Annotated in this window: 12 protein-coding genes; 4 read left to right on the top strand and 8 right to left on the bottom strand. The window is 60.5% G+C overall.

The window, feature by feature from the left end; genetic code table 11:
• Positions 1–25: 25 nt before the first annotated feature.
• Both QQJ86_RS07725 and QQJ86_RS07720 read right to left on the bottom strand, forming a co-directional pair.
• Positions 26–1,795: a phosphoenolpyruvate carboxykinase (GTP) gene (locus QQJ86_RS07725; RefSeq protein ID WP_284320327.1), complete on the bottom strand. Its 1,770-nt coding sequence runs from the start codon at positions 1,793–1,795 to the stop codon at positions 26–28.
• A 181-nt stretch (positions 1,796–1,976) separates the two neighbouring features.
• Positions 1,977–2,552 carry a TetR/AcrR family transcriptional regulator gene (locus QQJ86_RS07720; protein ID WP_284320326.1) on the bottom strand — a complete coding sequence of 192 codons (576 nt, stop codon included), beginning with the start codon at positions 2,550–2,552 and terminating at the stop codon, positions 1,977–1,979.
• 120 nt (positions 2,553–2,672) lie between these two features.
• Between QQJ86_RS07720 and QQJ86_RS07715 the strand changes: the two genes are divergently transcribed.
• The 3 genes from QQJ86_RS07715 to QQJ86_RS07705 all read left to right on the top strand — a co-directional run bounded on the left by QQJ86_RS07715 (position 2,673) and on the right by QQJ86_RS07705 (position 6,722).
• Positions 2,673–3,566: an alpha/beta fold hydrolase gene (locus QQJ86_RS07715; protein WP_284320325.1), complete on the top strand. Its 894-nt coding sequence runs from the start codon at positions 2,673–2,675 to the stop codon at positions 3,564–3,566.
• A 1-nt stretch (position 3,567) separates the two neighbouring features.
• On the top strand, positions 3,568–6,036 hold the full coding sequence (locus tag QQJ86_RS07710) for an acyl-CoA dehydrogenase (RefSeq protein ID WP_284320324.1): 2,469 nt from the start codon (positions 3,568–3,570) through the stop codon (positions 6,034–6,036).
• Between the two features lie 212 nt (positions 6,037–6,248).
• Positions 6,249–6,722 (top strand): hotdog fold domain-containing protein, encoded by a 474-nt coding sequence (locus QQJ86_RS07705; RefSeq protein WP_284320323.1) that lies wholly within the window; start codon positions 6,249–6,251, stop codon positions 6,720–6,722.
• On the opposite strand, the gene QQJ86_RS07700 is transcribed toward QQJ86_RS07705, so the two are convergent.
• The 6 genes from QQJ86_RS07700 to QQJ86_RS07675 all read right to left on the bottom strand — a co-directional run bounded on the left by QQJ86_RS07700 (position 6,688) and on the right by QQJ86_RS07675 (position 15,521).
• Positions 6,688–7,620 carry a CPBP family intramembrane glutamic endopeptidase gene (locus tag QQJ86_RS07700; RefSeq protein WP_284320322.1) on the bottom strand — a complete coding sequence of 311 codons (933 nt, stop codon included), beginning with the start codon at positions 7,618–7,620 and terminating at the stop codon, positions 6,688–6,690. The genes QQJ86_RS07705 and QQJ86_RS07700 overlap by 35 nt on opposite strands.
• An 87-nt stretch (positions 7,621–7,707) precedes the next feature.
• Complete coding sequence (locus tag QQJ86_RS07695) at positions 7,708–8,706, bottom strand: diguanylate cyclase domain-containing protein (RefSeq protein ID WP_284320321.1); 999 nt, start codon at positions 8,704–8,706, stop codon at positions 7,708–7,710.
• Positions 8,703–9,272 (bottom strand): chemotaxis protein CheB, encoded by a 570-nt coding sequence (locus QQJ86_RS07690; RefSeq protein WP_284320320.1) that lies wholly within the window; start codon positions 9,270–9,272, stop codon positions 8,703–8,705. The genes QQJ86_RS07695 and QQJ86_RS07690 overlap by 4 nt, the downstream gene beginning before the upstream one ends.
• Positions 9,269–10,129: a CheR family methyltransferase gene (locus QQJ86_RS07685; RefSeq protein ID WP_284320319.1), complete on the bottom strand. Its 861-nt coding sequence runs from the start codon at positions 10,127–10,129 to the stop codon at positions 9,269–9,271. Before QQJ86_RS07685 ends, QQJ86_RS07690 begins: the two co-directional genes overlap by 4 nt.
• Positions 10,130–10,131: 2 nt before the next feature.
• Positions 10,132–13,773, bottom strand: a complete 3,642-nt coding sequence (locus QQJ86_RS07680) for a response regulator (RefSeq protein WP_284320318.1) — start codon at positions 13,771–13,773, stop codon at positions 10,132–10,134.
• Positions 13,774–13,919: 146 nt separating this feature from the next.
• A complete protein-coding gene (locus QQJ86_RS07675; protein WP_284320317.1) occupies positions 13,920–15,521 on the bottom strand; it encodes a peptide chain release factor 3 in 1,602 nt (533 codons plus the stop codon).
• Positions 15,522–16,118: 597 nt separating this feature from the next.
• Here QQJ86_RS07675 and QQJ86_RS07670 point away from each other — a divergent pair.
• Positions 16,119–17,747 (top strand): autotransporter-associated beta strand repeat-containing protein (locus QQJ86_RS07670; protein ID WP_284320316.1); only part of this gene is annotated, 1,629 nt, incomplete at its 3' end.

Below are 17,747 nucleotides of genomic sequence, written 5' to 3'. Positions count from 1 at the left end.
AGATGAGGGAGAGGGCGTGGATGGTTCAGGCATTGGCCGCCTTGCGCGGCACATGCAGAGCTTGTTGGACGCGTTGTTGTTCCTGTCGCAACTGCGCGGGCAGGCGCTTGCCGAAGCTGTCGAGGTATTCGCCGATGGCGTGCAGTTCCATCTCCCAGCCGGAGGCGTCCAGGTTGAGAAGCTCCGCCAGCGTTTCCCGCGGCAGATCCAGGCCATCGAGCTTGAGTTCGCCGGTGGCCGGCAGTGTGCCGATGGGTGTTTCAGCGCCGCGCGCCTTGCCTTCCACGCGGGCGATCATCCACTCCAGTACGCGCAGGTTTTCGCCGAAGCCCGGCCACAGGAATTTGCCGTCCTTGCCTTTGCGGAACCAGTTCACATGGAAGATCTTCGGCAGCTTCGCGCCGGGCTTGTCGAACGACAGCCAGTGGGCGAAGTAGTCGCCGTAGTGATAACCGCAGAACGGCTTCATGGCCATCGAATCGCGACGCAGCACACCCACCGCGCCGGTTGCGGCGGCGGTAGTTTCCGAACCCATCGCTGCACCCATCAGCACGCCATGCGCCCAGTCACGGGCTTCCATCACTAGTGGCAGCAGCGAGGGACGACGGCCTCCGAAGACAATGGCGCTGATAGGCACGCCTTGCGCATCTTCGGCTTTGGGTGACCAGGTTGGGCACTGCTTGGCGCGGACGGTGAAACGTGAGTTCGGATGCGCCGCAGGGCCGTTGGCCGGATCGTACGGACGACCTTGCCAGTCAACCACCGGAGTGCCGGGAAGCCCTTCCCACCACGGTTGGTTGTCGGCGGTGAGCGCGACGTTGGTAAAGATCGTGTCGCTCGAAATCGAAGTCAGCGCATTCGGATTGCTGCTGGCGCTGGTGCCCGGCGCCACACCGAAGAAACCTGCTTCGGGGTTGATCGCATAGAGACGGCCATCCTCGCCAGGACGCATCCAGCAGATGTCGTCGCCGATCGTCCACACGCGCCAGCCGTTCTGGCGATAACCTTCCGGCGGAATCAACATCGCGAGGTTGGTCTTGCCGCAAGCGGAAGGGAAGGCCGCAGCAATGTAGTGGGTCTGACCTTGCGGATTCTCGATGCCGACGATCAACATGTGCTCGGCCAGCCAGCCTTCGCGCTGCGCCTGGAAACTGGCGATACGCAACGCATGGCACTTCTTGCCGAGCAACGCATTGCCGCCATAGCCGGAGCCGTACGACTTGATCGTCAGCTCTTCCGGGAAATGCATGATGAAGCGGCGCTCCGGATCAAGTTCGCCGGTGGAGTGCAGGCCTTTTACGAAATGCCCTTCGCGCTCGATGCGCGCGAGCGCCGCAGCGCCCATGCGCGTCATCGTGCGCATGTTGGCCACCACATAAGGGCTGTCGGTAATTTCCACGCCGCAACGCGAGAGCGGCGAATCGATCGGCCCCATGCAATAGGGGATCACGTACATCGTGCGACCTTGCATGCAACCATCGAACAACGCATCGATCTTGGCATGCGCTTCAGCGGGTGCCATCCAATGATTGTTGGGGCCGGCATCCTCTTCGTGTTTCGTGCACACGAAAGTCAGGTGCTCCACGCGCGCGACGTCGGATGGATTCGAGCGATGCAGATAGCAGCCTGGATGGGTCTGCTGATTGAGTTCGATCAGGTCCCCTGTCTGCAGCATCTGCTGCACCAGTGCTTGATATTCGGCGTCCGAACCATCGCACCAATGGATCTTTGCGGGGCGTGTTTGGGCCGCCACCTCATTCACCCATCGCTCGAGCGCCGCTAGTTTGCTCGTCATGCTTTCCTCACGTTGGTATACAAAGAAAAGATAGCTGCGACGGTAAGTTACGCTAACTGGCCTTGCAAGGTTGAGTGCAGCATAAGTACGACTAAAGCGAAAATCGAGCATGGATAACCGCAAGAGCAGGCGCCTGCCACTCTTGCGGTTTTGAATCGTCGATTTATGGTTCCCCGTCTTGCTATGGAATCAACGTGGCGATCATGTGTTCGACGTAGGCGTCGAACTCTTCATGCGTCAATCTTGGTAGACCAAGCGTGAAATTGAGCTGCAGGAAACCGACATAAGCAGCATAGGTGAGGCGCGCGCGATTAAGTGCTTCGGTCGGTTCCATGCCGGCTTCGGTGTACGCTACGTGAAGGAACTCCGTGCGCCGCTTGGATACCCGCGCCATTACCGGCACGACCAGCGGATGATCCAGCGCCTTCAGCAAAGCGGCATAAACACGATGCGGTTGCACTTCGTGTGCGACACGCCGGAACAGTTCAGGCAGGCGTTCGCGCGGATCGGGAAGGGCTTCGATCTGATTGATAATTTCGCGTTCACCATATTGTTCCCAGCGCTCCAGCGCGGCTTGCAGCAAGGCTTCGCGCGTACGGAAATGCCAGTAGAAGCTGCCCTTGGTTACGCCGAGCTGACGGGCCAATGCTTCTACGGCCAGTGCTCCCACACCTTGCTCGGCGATCAGATTAAGAGCGGCGTCTTCCCAGTCTTCGGCGGAAAGGCGCGTACGTTCGGGTTTTTGACGGACATTCATACCCGTATGGTAGCCGATGCGTGGCGGAAACTGTGGCCGGCCTGGCGCATGCGATGGCCGGAAATGGCGGATTCGGAGGCGGGTTGACGCCACCCCGATGCGCAACCCATACTCGTGCGTATGGATGCAAGTCAAGCCAACCCAACCGCTTTCGCCACGGCAGACGGCCTGTCGTTGGCCATTGACGTGCACCACGCGGAGGGCGCGCCGACGCTGCTATTCGCGCACGGTTTCGGCCAAACTCGTGGCGCCTGGAATGCAGCTGCGCGCACGCTGGCTGCGCGCGGTTACCGCTGCGTTGCCTTCGACAGCCGCGGTCACGGTGAGAGCGATCGCGCTCCGGGCGGCGACTATCACATGCAGCAATTCGTCGACGACCTGCTTGCGATCGCCCATGCGCAGCCCGAACCGCCGATTCTTGTGGGTGCGTCGATGGGCGGGTTGCTGGGCCTGGTGACAGCAGGCGAAGTGCGGCCCGCGCCGTTCCGAGCGCTGGTGCTGGTCGATATCACGCCGCGCTGGGAAACCGCCGGTGTCGAGCGCATCCTCGCCTTCATGCAGGCACACCCGGACGGTTTTGCCAGTTATGCCGAAGCGGCGGAGCAGATCGCGGCGTATCTGCCGCAGCGCCGTGAACGCAAGAGTGAGCAACAACTGCGCCCCCTGCTGCGTGAAGGCGCGGACGGTCGCTTGCGCTGGCATTGGGATCCGGCGCTGCTGGCCGGCGATCTGATCAGCGAAAGCGAGCGTTACCAGCCGCGCCTGTTTGCCGCTGCGGCCAACGTCGAGGTGCCGATGCTGTTGCTATCGGGCGAACGCAGCGACGTGGTCTCGCATCACACGGTTGAAGAATTCCTTGCGCTGGCACCGCATGCCCGGCATGCCGAGGTGCCCGGCGCTACTCATATGTTGGCTGGTGATGCGAATGACGCATTCACGGCCGCCATCGCAGGCTTTATCGAAAGCCTGGAATCCGCCGGCGATACGGCGAAGCCATCTGCCATGAGGTGTTGAGATGTCTGTACTACTGACCGTGTTGGCGGCGCTCATTGCGACCGGCGCCTGCGCATACCACCGCAGCGGCCTGCGCACATGGGCGATAACCACGATTGTCACCACCGTTGTCGTCGGGCTGTTGACGCGCGCGCCGATCACAACCGTGATTCTGCTGCTGATCGAAGTGGCGATCGCGGTGCCGCTGTTGAACCTCGGCTTCCGCCGCAAGCAGATCAGCGCGCCCTTGCTGAAGATGTTCGCGAAGGTCACGCCGAAACTCTCGGATACCGAACAGACAGCGTTGGAAGCAGGCACTGTCGGTTTCGAAGGCGAGCTGTTCTCCGGTAAGCCCGACTGGCACGAGTTGCTCAAGCAGCCGAAACCTGAGCTGAGCGTGGAAGAAAAAGCCTTCCTCGATGGCCCCGTGGAACAGCTGTGCGGCATGCTCGACGATTGGCAGATCACGCACGAGCTGGCGGACCTGCCGCCGGAAGTGTGGGACTTCGTCAAGAAGCACAAATTCTTCGGCATGATCATTCCGAAGCAGTATGGCGGCCTGGGCTTCTCCGCGCTGGCGCATTCGGCCGTGCTGCAGAAGTTGGCCACCATGTCGGCCACGGTGGCATCCACCGTAGCGGTGCCGAACTCGCTCGGCCCGGCGGAACTGCTGCTGCACTACGGTAGCGATGAACAAAAGAATTTCTACTTGCCGCGCTTGGCTGTCGGTGAAGAAATTCCGTGCTTCGCGCTCACCGGTCCGTATGCCGGCTCCGACGCCACCTCGATTCCGGACTACGGCATCGTTTGCAAGCAAGTGGTCGACGGTGTCGAAACCATCGGCATGCGCCTGAATTTCGACAAGCGCTACATCACGCTCGCGCCGATTGCCACGGTCGTGGGTTTGGCTTTCCGTTTGTACGATCCGGATCATTTGCTGGGCGACAAGGACGATCTCGGCATCACGCTCGCGCTGCTTCCGCGCAGCACGCCGGGCCTGGAAATCGGCCGCCGGCATTTCCCGCTCAATATTCCGTTCCAGAACGGACCGGTGCGTGGCAAGGACATCTTCGCGCCGCTGTCGACGTTGATCGGCGGTCCGCACATGGCGGGCCATGGTTGGCGCATGCTGGTGGAGTGCTTGTCGGTTGGTCGTGCGATTTCGCTGCCCTCCAACGCAACGGGCGGTGTGCGCATGGCGGTGGCGGGCACCGGCGCGTATGCGCGCATGCGCAAGCAATTTGGTTTGGCCGTGGCGCGTTTCGAGGGCGTAGAAGAAGCGCTCGCGCGTATCGGTGGTCTTACCTATGCAACGGCGGCATTGTCGCGTGCAACGGCCGCCGCAGTGGATCGCGGCGAGAAACCGGCCGTACCGTCGGCCATCGCCAAATATCACGCCACCGAATGGGGTCGCGTGATCGCCGGTGACGCGTTGGACGTGCATGGTGGCAAGGGTGTGCAGCTCGGTCCGAAAAATTACGCTGGCCGTGCCTGGCAGGGTGTACCGATTGCGATCACGGTGGAAGGCGCGAACATCATGACGCGCAGCCTGATGATCTTTGGTCAGGGCGCGATCCGCTGCCATCCTTATGTGTTGAAGGAAATGCAGGCGCTGTCGATCGCTGATTACAGCGAACGCCTGAAAGCCTTCGATCGCGCTCTGTTCGGTCATCTTGGCTTCGGCGTTTCCAATGCCGTGCGCAGTTTTGCGCTAGGCCTCACCGGCGCGCGCATCGGCGAAACAGCAGGCGATGCCTATGTGCGCCGTTACTATCGCAAGCTCAACCGCTACTCCGCGGCGCTTGCCTTGTGCGCCGACACTTTCATGGGCGTGCTGGGCGGCAAGCTGAAGTTCAAGGAAAAGCTATCTGCGCGCCTGGGTGACGTGCTGAGTTATCTCTACATCGCCAGCGCAATGCTGAAGCGTTACGAAGATACCGGCCGTCCAGAGGCGGATCGTCCGCTGCTGGCCTGGGCTTTCCACGAATGCATGTGGCGCACGCAGATGGCGCTGGATGGCGCCATTCGCAATTTCCCTGTGCGTCCGGTTTCTTGGCTGCTGCGCGTGCTGGTGTTCCCGTTCGGCCGTCGCGAAGTGCCGCCGTCAGATCGCTTGGGCCGCCGCGTCGCGGCGATCATCACTGCGCCGGGCGAGGCGCGCGATCGCTTGCTCGAATGGGCCTATCTCACGCCGACATCCAACAACACCGTGGGACGCATGAACGAACTGCTTCCCGACGTGATTGCGGCCGAACCGGTCGAGCGCAAATTTGGCAAGGCGCAGAAGGCCGGCCAATTCAAATCGCACGATTACCTTGGGCAACTGGACGAAGCGGTGAAAGCGGGCGTGATCGACGTTGCGGAAGCCGCTCTGCTCAAGCGCGTACGCGAAGGTGTGTTCGAGTTTATCTCGGTGGATGATTTTGATCCGGCGGAGCTGCGTTCGGCGGTGACGCGCAAGGATGTGAAGAAGTTGGCGGATGCGGCTTGATTGCACGATGCCCTAGACAGTTCCCTCTCCCCTTCGGGGAGAGGGTTAGGGTGAGGGGGCAACCTCGCGAGAAGTGAATGGCGAAGCATAAAAAATCGAAGCCATTATGCTTCAGCATCATTGAGAGTTATGGCAAGCCGTGACCCCTCACCCCAACCCTCTCCCCGGAGGGGAGAGGGAGTTGGTTTTCGGCATCATGGGGTGTCAAGGCAATGAGCGCATCGCTGCTGTCCCTCTACCAGCGCATTACCCGCTGGCCTTGCGGCCACTGGCTGTTCTCTCGCGCCGTCTGCCTGCGCGCGCCGTACTTCGCCACCATTGCCCCGTATTTCGTTGCGCTGGAACCCGGTCGTTGCGAAGTGCGCATGCGTGATCGCCGTCGCGTACACAATCACATCGGCACAGTGCACGCGATCGCGCTATGCAATCTCGCTGAGCTGAGTGCAGGCGTGATGGCCGAAGCCACGCTTCCGCCTGACGCACGCTGGATTCCCAAAGGCATGAGCGTGGAATATCTCGCCCGCGCAAAAGGCAGCATGCACGCGGTCGCTACACCGGAAGTACCGCTTGGCGAAGTGCATGCCGGCCGGGAGTGGCCGGTGCACGTCGAGGTGACGGATCCGACTGGAACGCCGGTCTTCCGCGCGCACATTACGATGTGGGTGTCGCTTCGTAAGAGACCTTAGAGCGGCGTGACCAGCGCGGCCGCACGAAGCTCTGGCGCCGCAAGGCAATCATCAGTAGCACTACCGAAACCAAGGTGCACACGGTGATGGCCACCACCGAGGCTTCCGCGCCGAACACGCCACCACTCAGCCAATCCGGACCCGTGCGGGATGACGTCAGCCAGCCCTTTGCATCGGTACCCGATACAGGAATGCCATAGATCGTGCCCTGGGTAATGTTCCAGGCTGCATGCAGGCCGATGCATGCCCACAGCGCGCGCGTGACATGAAAAAGCAGCGCGAACAGGATACCTGCTTCGATCGTGATAGCCAGCGAGCTCCACAGCGTAGCGCCAGGATTGAAAATATGTGCGCCGCCGAAGAACACCGCGGAAATGGCCAGCGCCCACCACGTGCCGAGCCCTTCCTCAGTGATGCGGAACAGCACGCCGCGCGTCACGATTTCTTCGCCGATACCGGCGCCGACGCCCGCGACGAGTACCGCAGGCAGCCAATCCACATGCGCATTGACGCCGAGCACGTGATAGCTGCCGCACAGCCACAGCACGCCCACTACCGTGCTGAAGATCAGAAAGCCGGCGATCAGGCCACCAACGCCATACGTGGGCAGGGTGCGCAAGGACAATTCGCGCAGAGACCTTCGTTCGATCAACAACACCAGAATCGCGTAAGCGACGACGGTGGCCGAAAGTTCTATCGACAGCCCCGCCAGCGCGTGTTGCAGCGGCGTCGCTGTCTTGGCCATCCAACCCACCGTCCGCAGAACGTTATGCACGGCGAAGCCTACGCCGAATGCCAGCGCAGCAAAAATGATGATGCGCGCCACCGGCGAATACACCAGCCAGCGCTGCCATGCAGACGCAGCTTCCGGTGTGCGAAAAGCAATGTTGGACGACATGTAGACTCCCCCTGTAATTAGCGACTGTTAGGCTATGTGCAGGTTTCGAGCAGGCGTAGTGCCACAGGTCACGCGACAGATGCCAGATCACATGGCAGCTAGTGCGCAGCCGTTCTTGCCGTGGTCTTTGACCTGATACATCGCGCGATCGGCGGCCTGGATCAACGCCTCATCCGAATCGATCTGCTCATTCCACACCGCGATGCCGATGCTGGCGCTTACGCGCGCGAGGAAGGCGCCGTGCTCACCCTGCAGCGGATAGGGCTGCGCCAATATGTTGCAGATGTCCTGGCAGCGCTGCAGCAGTGGCGCAACATCGCCGGCATCGCGGAAGATCACCGCGAACTCGTCGCCGCCCAGGCGCGCAGCCGTGTCATTGGTGCGCACATGCTGCGCCAGCCGCGAAGAAATGGCTTGCAGCAACGCGTCCCCCGCAGGGTGGCCGTAGGTGTCGTTCACTCCCTTGAAACCGTCGATATCCACCAGGGCGAGTGCAAAGGGAACGCCATGCACCATGCTGTATTGCACCGCTGCGCGCAGACGGTCGTGGAACAGCACGCGATTGGGCAACCCGGTCAGCATGTCATGGGTAGCCTGGTGGCGTACTTGTGCCTCGATACGTTGACGCTCGGCGATTTCCGCTTGCAACTGCCGATTGCGATCGGACAGCTCTTCCAGCGTCTGCTGCAGTTGCATGCGTGCGTTATGCAGTTCCAGGAAAACACGCACCTTCGATTTCAGAATGGCATCGTTGATCGGCTTGGCAATGTAATCCACCGCGCCGGAGCGATAGCCTTTCAGGCGATTGATGTCATCGGCGTACGCGGCGGTGACAAAAATCACCGGTGTGTCGTGCAAATGCTCGGTTTCGCCAAGCAGCTGCGCTACTTCGAAACCGTCCATATCGGGCATGTTCACATCGAGCAGGATCAGCGCGAATTGCTGATCCAGGCAGCGGGAGAGCGCCTCGTTGCCGCTGCTGGCTTCCACCAACTCGGCACCGCTGTCGGCCAGCAAATGACGCATGGCGACGAGATTGGCGTGTGTGTCATCGACGACCAGGATTTTGGGAACGTGAGTATTCATGCCAGGCAGAGTCGGTTGAGCAGAGGGGCGATATCCGAAAGGGGCACGCAGTAATCCGCACCGGCAACCTCCAGTGCCGCTTGCGGCATAGCGGTTGCCTCGGCGTCCGAGGGAGATTGCACCACGGCGACGCCGCCAAGCTGGCGAATGCGTCGCAAACCCGCAGCACCGTCGGCGTTGGCGCCGGTGAGAATCACACCGATGAGCGCATCGCGCCACACTTCGGCGACGGAATAGAACAGCACATCGATGGAGGGTCGTGCATGATTCACGCGCGGGTCGATGGACAGGGCGAAATGCAGGTCGCTTTCCACCAGCAGATGGTAGCCCGGCGGCGCGAGATGGATGACACCCGATTGCACCGCATCGCGTTCAATCGCTTCGACGACCGGCAAGGCTGAAATGCGCTTTAGCACTTGGCATAGCATGTCCACGGTGTCGGAACGGCTATGCAGGCAGACCAGGATGGCTTGCGAGAGCTTCGCATCCAGGCCGCCGAGCACGGCCTTGAGCGCATCCACGCCGCCGGCCGAGCAACCGATTGCGATCGCGGCAGGCGTACTCACGCGTGTGCGCCTTCTGCCTGAGTAGGCAGCCGATAGATGCGTGCCGATTCAATGAATGGCGAAAAATCCTGCGCTGCATGGGATGGGTTGAGGTTTTCCCGCAATCCAAGGCATAGAAAGCCGCCGCGGACCAGGCTGTCGCGGAACAGCGCCAGCGCACGGTCCTGTAATGGATCGGAAAAATAGATCAATACGTTGCGGCACAGGATCAGATGCGCTTCGCAAAAGACGCCGTCGATGGCGAGGTTATGCAGGGCAAACGTTACATGCCGGCGCAGGCGCTGATTGAGCTTGATGAGCTTGTAGCCCGCGCTGCAGTAATCGGCCAGTGAATGGGTGCCGCCGGCAGCCTGGTAGTTGCGCGACCACTGCTGGGCATCTTTCACCGAATAGATGCCTTCGCTGGCGCGTTGCAACGCGCGATCGCTGAGATCGGTGGCAAAAATTTGTGAGCGATCATAAAGCCCGGCTTCCTCCAGCAGGATCGCCAGCGAGTACACCTCTTGGCCATGCGCACAGCCGGCCTGCCAGATGTTGATGAGCGGATACGAGGCCAGCAGTGGAAACACTTTTTCACGCAGCGTGCGGAACACGGCGGGATCGCGGAACATTTCCGACGTGGGGACGGTAAGCCCTTCCAGCACGTTTGGCAGCAATTGCGGTTCGTGGAGTACGCGCTCGGTCAAGCCGGTGATGGTCTTGCAGTGAAGCTGGTCGGCGAGAAGGCGCAAACGCCGCTTCAGCGACGCAGGTGCATATTCGCTGAAATCATAACCATGACGTTTCTGCAGCGCCTGCACGAACAGATCCAGTTCGATACTGTCCAGCTCCGGCGCGTCCACCTTGATATCGTTCATGGTCAGTCGCGCAGCCACATGCGCATCAGCGATGCGAGTTTGTCCACATCGATCGGCTTGGACAGGTAATCGTTAGCGCCTGCTTCCAGGCAGCGCTCGCGGTCACCGCGCATGGCCTTGGCGGTCAATGCAATGATTGGCAGCTTGGCAAGGTTCGGCTGCTCGCGGATGGCGCGCGTGGCTTCATAACCGTCCATGCCCGGCATCATGATGTCCATCAACACCAGTTCCACTTGCGGATTCTCGGCGAGCACCTGCAATGATTTTTGCCCGTCCTGCGCCATGCTCACTTGCATCCCCCAGTCGCGCAGCACCTTGGAGAGCGCGAACAGGTTGCGCATATCATCGTCCACGAGCAGCACGTGATGTCCGCGCAAGCCGTCGTGGCTGGCGGTTGGTACGGCGGTTCCCTGTTTGGTCTCGCGGATGCTGTGCAGGAACAGGCTTACTTCATCCATCAGGCGTTCCGGAGAGCGCGCACCCTTGATGACGATGCTGTCGGTGTACTGGCGAATGCGCAGATTTTCCTCGCGGCTCAGTTCGCGGCCGGAATACACCACCACGGGCGGAATGCTGCCGCCTGCGGCCAGCTTCTCCAGTAGATCCATGCCGGACATCCCTGGCAAGCCGAGGTCGAGCACGATGCAGTCGTAGCCGGTGACAGCGATTTTCTGTAACGCCTCTTCGGCGGAACCCGCGTCATCGATCGCGACGTCGTCCTGGCTCAGCAGTGTGCGCACGGCGCTACGCGCATTGGCATCGTCGTCCACCACCAGCAAATGCCGTGTACGACCTTTGGCGAAATGCATCAGGCGCTCGAACGCTTCGTTGATGGCTTCGCGCGTGACCGGCTTGGTGAGAAAACCGACCGCACCCAATTCGCGTCCGCGTCCGGTGTCGTCGGTGGCAGTGAGGAAATGCACGGGAATGTGCCGGGTGGAAGGGTCGGCCTTGAGGCGCTCGATCACCGTCCAGCCGTCCATGCCCGGCAGCATCACGTCGAGCAGGATACCGATCGGGCGATAGCGGCTCGCCAGTTCCAGGCCGGCTTCTCCGTTAGGCGCGTGCAGCATGCGATGGCCCTTCTGCCGCACCATTTCCGCCAGGATATGCGCGAACGCCGGATCATCTTCCACGATAAGGATCACGCTGTCGCCGGGTTCAATGCGCTCGCGGTCATCGCTCATGCCTTCGGTCGGCGGTGCAGCGCGGCGGGCAAGGCGCGGCGGAGGTGCAGGGCTGGATGCTGACGAAGCGGTAGTCGCAGTCACTTCACTGCTGCGTTCTGGCAGCAGCAGTACGAATTCACTCCCTTGCCCGACTTCGCTGCGCAGCACGATGTCGCCACCCAGCAGTGCAGCCATGCGACGCGAAATGCTCAACCCAAGTCCAGTGCCACCGAATTGACGGCTGGTGCTGTTGTCGGCCTGCTCGAACGCATTGAAGATGCGTTCCAGTTTGTCGGCGGGAATGCCGATACCGCTGTCTTTCACGCTGATCGACAGCGGCTGCTGCTTGCCCAACGATTCGGGAATGGACAGATCTTCCGCCGGCCGGCTGATACGTACGCGGACTCCGCCTTTGGTTGTGAATTTGAAGGCGTTAGCCAGCAGGTTGTTGACGATCTGTTCCAGCCGGGTGGGGTCCGTGTGCATGCTTTCCGGCAGGCCATCTTCCAGCGTTACCTCGTAGTCGAGGTGCTTGTCGCGTGCGACGTGGTCGAAGTTGCGCCGCAGGCTGCGTGCGAGGTTCTGCACTGGATAATCGGAGAGCGACAACTCCATCTTGCCCGCTTCGATCTTGGAAAGGTCGAGAATATCGTTGATGAGACGCAGCAAACTCGACCCCGCATCGTGGATGATGCGCGCCGATTCCACCTGTTCGCCATTCAGATTGCCATCGCGGTTGTCGCCCAGGCTCCGCGATAGGATCAGCAGGCTGTTCAGCGGTGTGCGCAACTCATGCGACATGTTGGCGAGGAATTCGCTCTTGTACTGGCTGGCGCGCGCCAGCTCTTCCGCCTTCTGTTCGGTGTCCTTCTGCAGCGCTTCCACCTGATGCTTCTGCTCGCGCAGCGTGTCGGTCATCATCCGCAGCTCTTCGTTGGAAGCCTGCAGTTCGTCGGCCTGCACGCGTAGCTCTTCCTCGGAAGCCAGCAGGCGCTGGGATTGTTCCTCCAGCTCGATGGTCTTGGCGTGCAAAGTGTCGTTGGCCGAGCGCAGTGCTTCCTGCTGCTGGCGCATGGTGACGGCGGTGATGCGCAACTCATCGGTTTGCTCGCGTGTCTGTTCGAGCAGCTGCTCCGTATTCACTGAGCGATTGAGGTTTTCCAGTGTGAGCGCTGCGAGCGGGAGCAGTTCGTCCAGCAACTGCTCGTGATGCGATGTCGGTGCGGCGAACGCGGCGAATTCCAGCACGCCCACAAGCTGGTTGCGCACCAGTAGAGGCAGAATGGTCAGATGACGCGGTAGCGCCTGACCGCTGCCGGAATCGATGCGGAAATAGTTGTGCGGCACATCTTCCAGCACGATGGGATGCCGTGCCGACGCGACCTGGCCGACCAAGCCCTCACCTGGCATGTAGGCATCGGGGCTGTTCTGCAGGCGCAGGCCGTAGCTACCCAGCAGATCGAGACGCTGGCGCGATTCGTCAAAGCCATAAAACAGCGCGACGCCCGCCTGGATCAGCGGCGCAAGCTGGTTCACCAGTCGCTCGGCGAATTCGCGGTGATTCGTGGCGGCCTGCAGGCTGACGGAGATCGCCGCGGTATCGTTTTTCAACTTTGCCTGCGCGTGCGATTCGATCACCATCTGCTTGAATACTTGCAGCGCACGCGAAATTTCGCCGATTTCGTCTTTACGTTCGACGCCGCGGATCAGGATCGTGTGATCGTGATTGGCTAGTCGGGTCATCGATTCGCCCAATCGGCGAATCGGGCGCGCGACCATGCGCGAGGTGAGCGAGATCACCATCAACCCCAGAGCCAGGCCGATCAGTGCGCTGGTGATGTTGATGTAGAGCGTTTCTTTCAGCAGGCGGTCCACGCTTTGAATGCGTGTAACGAGCAACTGGCGCTCGGTTTCGCTCATTTGGTCCAGCACGGCCATGTAGTCCTCTACATGTGCGGTGCGATGCGCCAGATAGTTGGTCTCGATGGCGGTTATCTGTGCGGTCAACTGCGGATCGTCAGACTTGAGTGCGGCAGCCGGCTCCAGCACCAAGGCTCGCATTTCGCGATCCCACTGCAAGGCCATGGCCTGGATGTGATCGATGCGAGTCTCTTGCAGCGGGTTGTCAGACGTAAGCTGTTTCAGCTCGGCGAGTTGCACCAGGAACGTCGTATTGCTGGTCTTGGCGCGCGCCAGTTCCTTGGGATCGTGGGATTTCAGGAAGTATCCGCGCAATCCGATCTGGCCAGCCAAGGCGGTGTGTTGCATGTCCGCGATCTGGATCAGCACCCGGTACGTGTGGTCCGCCCACTGGCGCGTCTCCGACTGCCGGTTCTGCGAGATGACGTTGATCAGGCTGTTTAGCAGAAACAGGCCGAGCAACAGGCCTATCGCGAGGACGATCTTGTAGCGGATGGGTAGGTTGGCCAACCAGCCATACTTCCTTGGAGCCGGCGTCACGTTGGAGCTGACCATGCGAAATCCCGCTGTATTGGCAGTTGGACATGCCGTGCCCGGTGGTCCGGACAGCGGCTCCCCTTAGCAATCAGATTAGCGAGATGTTTCGCCGGACGGTACTGCCCGGCGAAGGTGAGGGCTGTGTGAAGGCGACGCCTTGGACGTCAGACGTCGACAGACGCGGCGTGCTCGCGGGTGGCAGAGAAACGCACCGCGGGCGAACGCTCCTGGGTGAGCTGCAGGTTCACGCGCGAGGGTGCGAGGTAGACCAGCTCCCCGGCTGCATCGATAGCGAGGTTCATGATGTTCTTCTCGCGGAACTCTTCCAGTTTCTTCGCGTCGTCGCAGTGGATCCAGCGAGCCGTGACCACGCCGACCTGCTCGAAGCTGGCATCCACGCCGTATTCGTCTTTGAGGCGGTAGGCCACCACATCGAACTGCAGCACGCCGACCGCGCCGAGGATTAGGTCGTTGCTCATCAGTGGACGGAAGAACTGCGTGGCGCCTTCCTCGGAAAGCTGCGCCAGGCCCTTTTGTAGCGCCTTCATCTTCAGCGGATCGCGCAGGCGTGCGCGGCGGAACAATTCAGGCGCGAAGTTCGGAATGCCGGTGAAGCTGATCGCTTCGCCTTCGGTAAAGGTATCGCCGATGCTGATCGTGCCGTGATTGTGCAGGCCGATCACGTCGCCGGGATAGGCGCTTTCCACGATTTCGCGATCGCTCGCCATGAAGGTGAGTGCGTTGGCGATGCGTACATCCTTGTTGGTGCGTGTCTGCACCATCTTCATGCCGGCGGTGTAGGTGCCGGAGCACACGCGCATGAAGGCGACACGGTCGCGATGTGCCGGGTCCATATTCGCCTGGATCTTGAACACGAAGCCGGTGAGCTTTTCTTCGTCCGGTTTCACTTCGCGGTTGAGTGTGGCGCGCGAGCGCGGCGAGGGTGCGTGTTCCACGAAGAAATCCAGCAGCAACTGCACACCGAAGTTGTTCACGGCTGAGCCGAAAAACACAGGCGTGAGCTTGCCCGCGAGATATTTTTCAATGTCGAAGGGATGCGAAGCGCCTTGGACCAGCTCCAATTCTTCACGCAATTCGTTAAGCGCCTCCGTGCCGATGGTCGCTTCCAGCCCGGGCGCGTCGAGTCCCTTGAAGATGGTCGAATCCTGGCGAGTGAAGTTCTTGCCCTGCTCGAACACGTGCACCTCGTCCAGCAGCAGGTGATATACACCTTTCAGACGCTTGCCCATGCCGATCGGCCAGGTCAACGGCGCGCAGGCGATGCCAAGCACGGATTCCACTTCGTCCAGCAGTTCGATCGGCGAGCGGCCTTCGCGGTCGAGCTTGTTGATGAAGGTCATGATCGGCGTGTCGCGCAGACGGCACACCTCCATCAGCTTGATTGTGCGTTCCTCCACGCCCTTGGCGCAGTCGATCACCATGAGCGCCGAGTCCACGGCGGTGAGCACGCGGTAGGTGTCTTCCGAGAAATCCGCGTGGCCAGGCGTGTCGAGCAGGTTGACGATCTTGCCCTCATAGGGGAACTGCATCACCGAGGAGGTGACCGAGATGCCGCGCTCTTTCTCCAGCGCCATCCAGTCCGAAGTGGCATGACGCGCCGCCTTGCGGCCCTTCACCGAGCCGGCCATCTGGATCGCGCCGCCGAACAGCAACAACTTTTCCGTCAGCGTGGTCTTGCCTGCGTCGGGGTGGCTGATGATGGCGAAGGTGCGGCGGCGGTGGGTTTCTTGCAGATGGGCGGACATGGGCGGATTGGGCTGGAATGCGAACCGGCTATTGTAGCTTGGATGACCCGAAGGGGCGGAAAAGGCAGGGTCTTCGGAGGAAGTAGGCGTGACGCACAGCCAACTGGATCGGAAGGGCTATTGCACGGCGGGGCTGAGCGGCGTGTTGCCCTGATGGCTTATGTCGCTTAGGCAAGTCTCCATAGACAGCACCATTCCTCATTGATGACGTGATGGTTCGCACCTTTGAGAACGTCTGTCCTGCGTTGACAGATATCGGGTCATCTCGCCCCATGGTTGAGTAATACGCAGCGCCTTACATTTCGACCGTCCAGCAAGCTTGCATGGGGAAATGTAGAGGCACTGTTTCCGGCGCTGTCAGACGACTGCTCAGACGCCATGCGAACACGCTGAGACGTTGGACAAGCGCTTAAGGAGTTTTCCGATTTGACCTTGGCCGGGCTGCATATCTGCATGCCCGCACTTTCGGCTGTTTCCCACGCTTAGGAAACGTTCCAAATCATGTATAGCGAATGCAAAGATCAGCTGCATTGGAGCGGCTCGGCTAGTCGCAGGTGTGCAAAACGAAAGGGCGTTCCTCGGCGCACCGCGATCTGTATGGCGGTGCTTGCCTATGTGGCATTGATGTCCGCTCAGGTCAATGCGAACTGCATCACCGCCAACAACGTCACGACGTGCGATACGAATTCGCCTTCGCCATGGACAACAACGATCGGTTCGGGGCCGACAACGGCCTCCGGTGCCACGGTTACCGTCGGCACGAATGCACAGGTCGTGTTGGGCGATGCAACGGCGATTTCGCTTTCCGATAACGCGAATATCCTGATCCAATCCGGTGCACTGGTGCAAAACGATGCCGTAAATGGCAATGGCGGATATAAAACCGGCGCCAATACGATCGATTTCCGCAACAACAGCACGTTGACGGTGGAGCAGGGCGCGACCGTGCTCTCATCCGGTACGGAATTCAATGCTGAGGCGGTGAATCCGGAGGGTTCGGGTAACACCATCATCAATAACGGCACGATTCGCGCGGACAATGCTGCGGCGATCTGGTTCCAGAATACGTCAGGCTCCAATACCGTCATCAATAATGCCAGCGGCGTTATTCAGACCTCGCAAGCGTCGGGGAACGTGATCGGCGAAAGCGGTAATGGCTCTGTGGACTTCACCAATCGCGGCAAGGTGATCGGCAATCTGGTCTTCAAGGGCGGCGATGATGTTCTGCATCTCTACACCGGTTCTTCCGAAAGCGGCAAGATTGATGGCGGTGCTGGCAATAATTTGATTACTTTGAACGGCAGCGGTAGCGACACGTTGCCGGTGATCAAGAATTTTCAGGTGCTGAAGAAGCAAGATGATGGCACCTGGACAATCAGCCAATCACTCAATGCCATCGGTGTCACGGCTACTGAAGTACAGCAAGGCACGCTGGTACTGAGAGGCTCCAACTCAAGCTATGCCGGCACGACGTTGATCGACGCGGCAGGCACACTGCAGGCAAATGTGCAGAGCTTGCCCGGTGCGGTGACAGACAATGGACGGTTGATATTCGCGCAGGATGTCGATGGCAAGTATGCCGGCCTGATCAGTGGCAGTGGCAGCGTCGGGAAGAGTGGGGTGGGTACGCTTATTCTCGATGGTGTGAATACCTGGTCCGGTGGCACCGCCGTAAATGTCGGCACGCTTGCGGTAGGGGATGTCAGTGCGGCTGATGCTTCGATCAAGGGAGCTGTTGTCGTTGCCGATGGCGCGGTGTTTGGTGGCTATGGCACCGTCAATGGGGACGTGACGAACAACGGCACACTCGCAGTGGCCAATGCCATGGCGCCATTTGCAACCGGCGTAAACGGTAGTTTTTCCGTGCACGGGAAATTGGTGAATGCCGGACTGCTGCAGATCGGTGGTGGAAGGGGCGTCGGCAATACGCTCACCGTCGGCAGTTACGTCGGGCAGAACGGCGTCATCGCGTTGAATGCCGTGCTCGCGGGTGACAATTCATCCTCGGACAAGCTCATCGTGGATGGTGGCACCGCAACCGGTTCGACCACGCTGAAAGTCACCAATATCGGTGGGCAAGGTGCCGCGATTACTTCGAACGGCATTCTACTTGTCGAAGCGACCCATGGCGCGACGACCGATACCAACGCTTTCACGCTGTCGGGTGGACCGTTGAAAGCCGGTGCTTACGAGTATTACCTCGTCAGAGGCGGTGTAACCACCGGT

Origin of the sequence: Dyella acidisoli (genome assembly GCF_030160295.1) — a bacterium.
Classification (GTDB): Bacteria; Pseudomonadota; Gammaproteobacteria; order Xanthomonadales; family Rhodanobacteraceae; genus Dyella_B; species Dyella_B acidisoli.
This window is presented reverse-complemented; position numbering and strand designations above follow the sequence as displayed.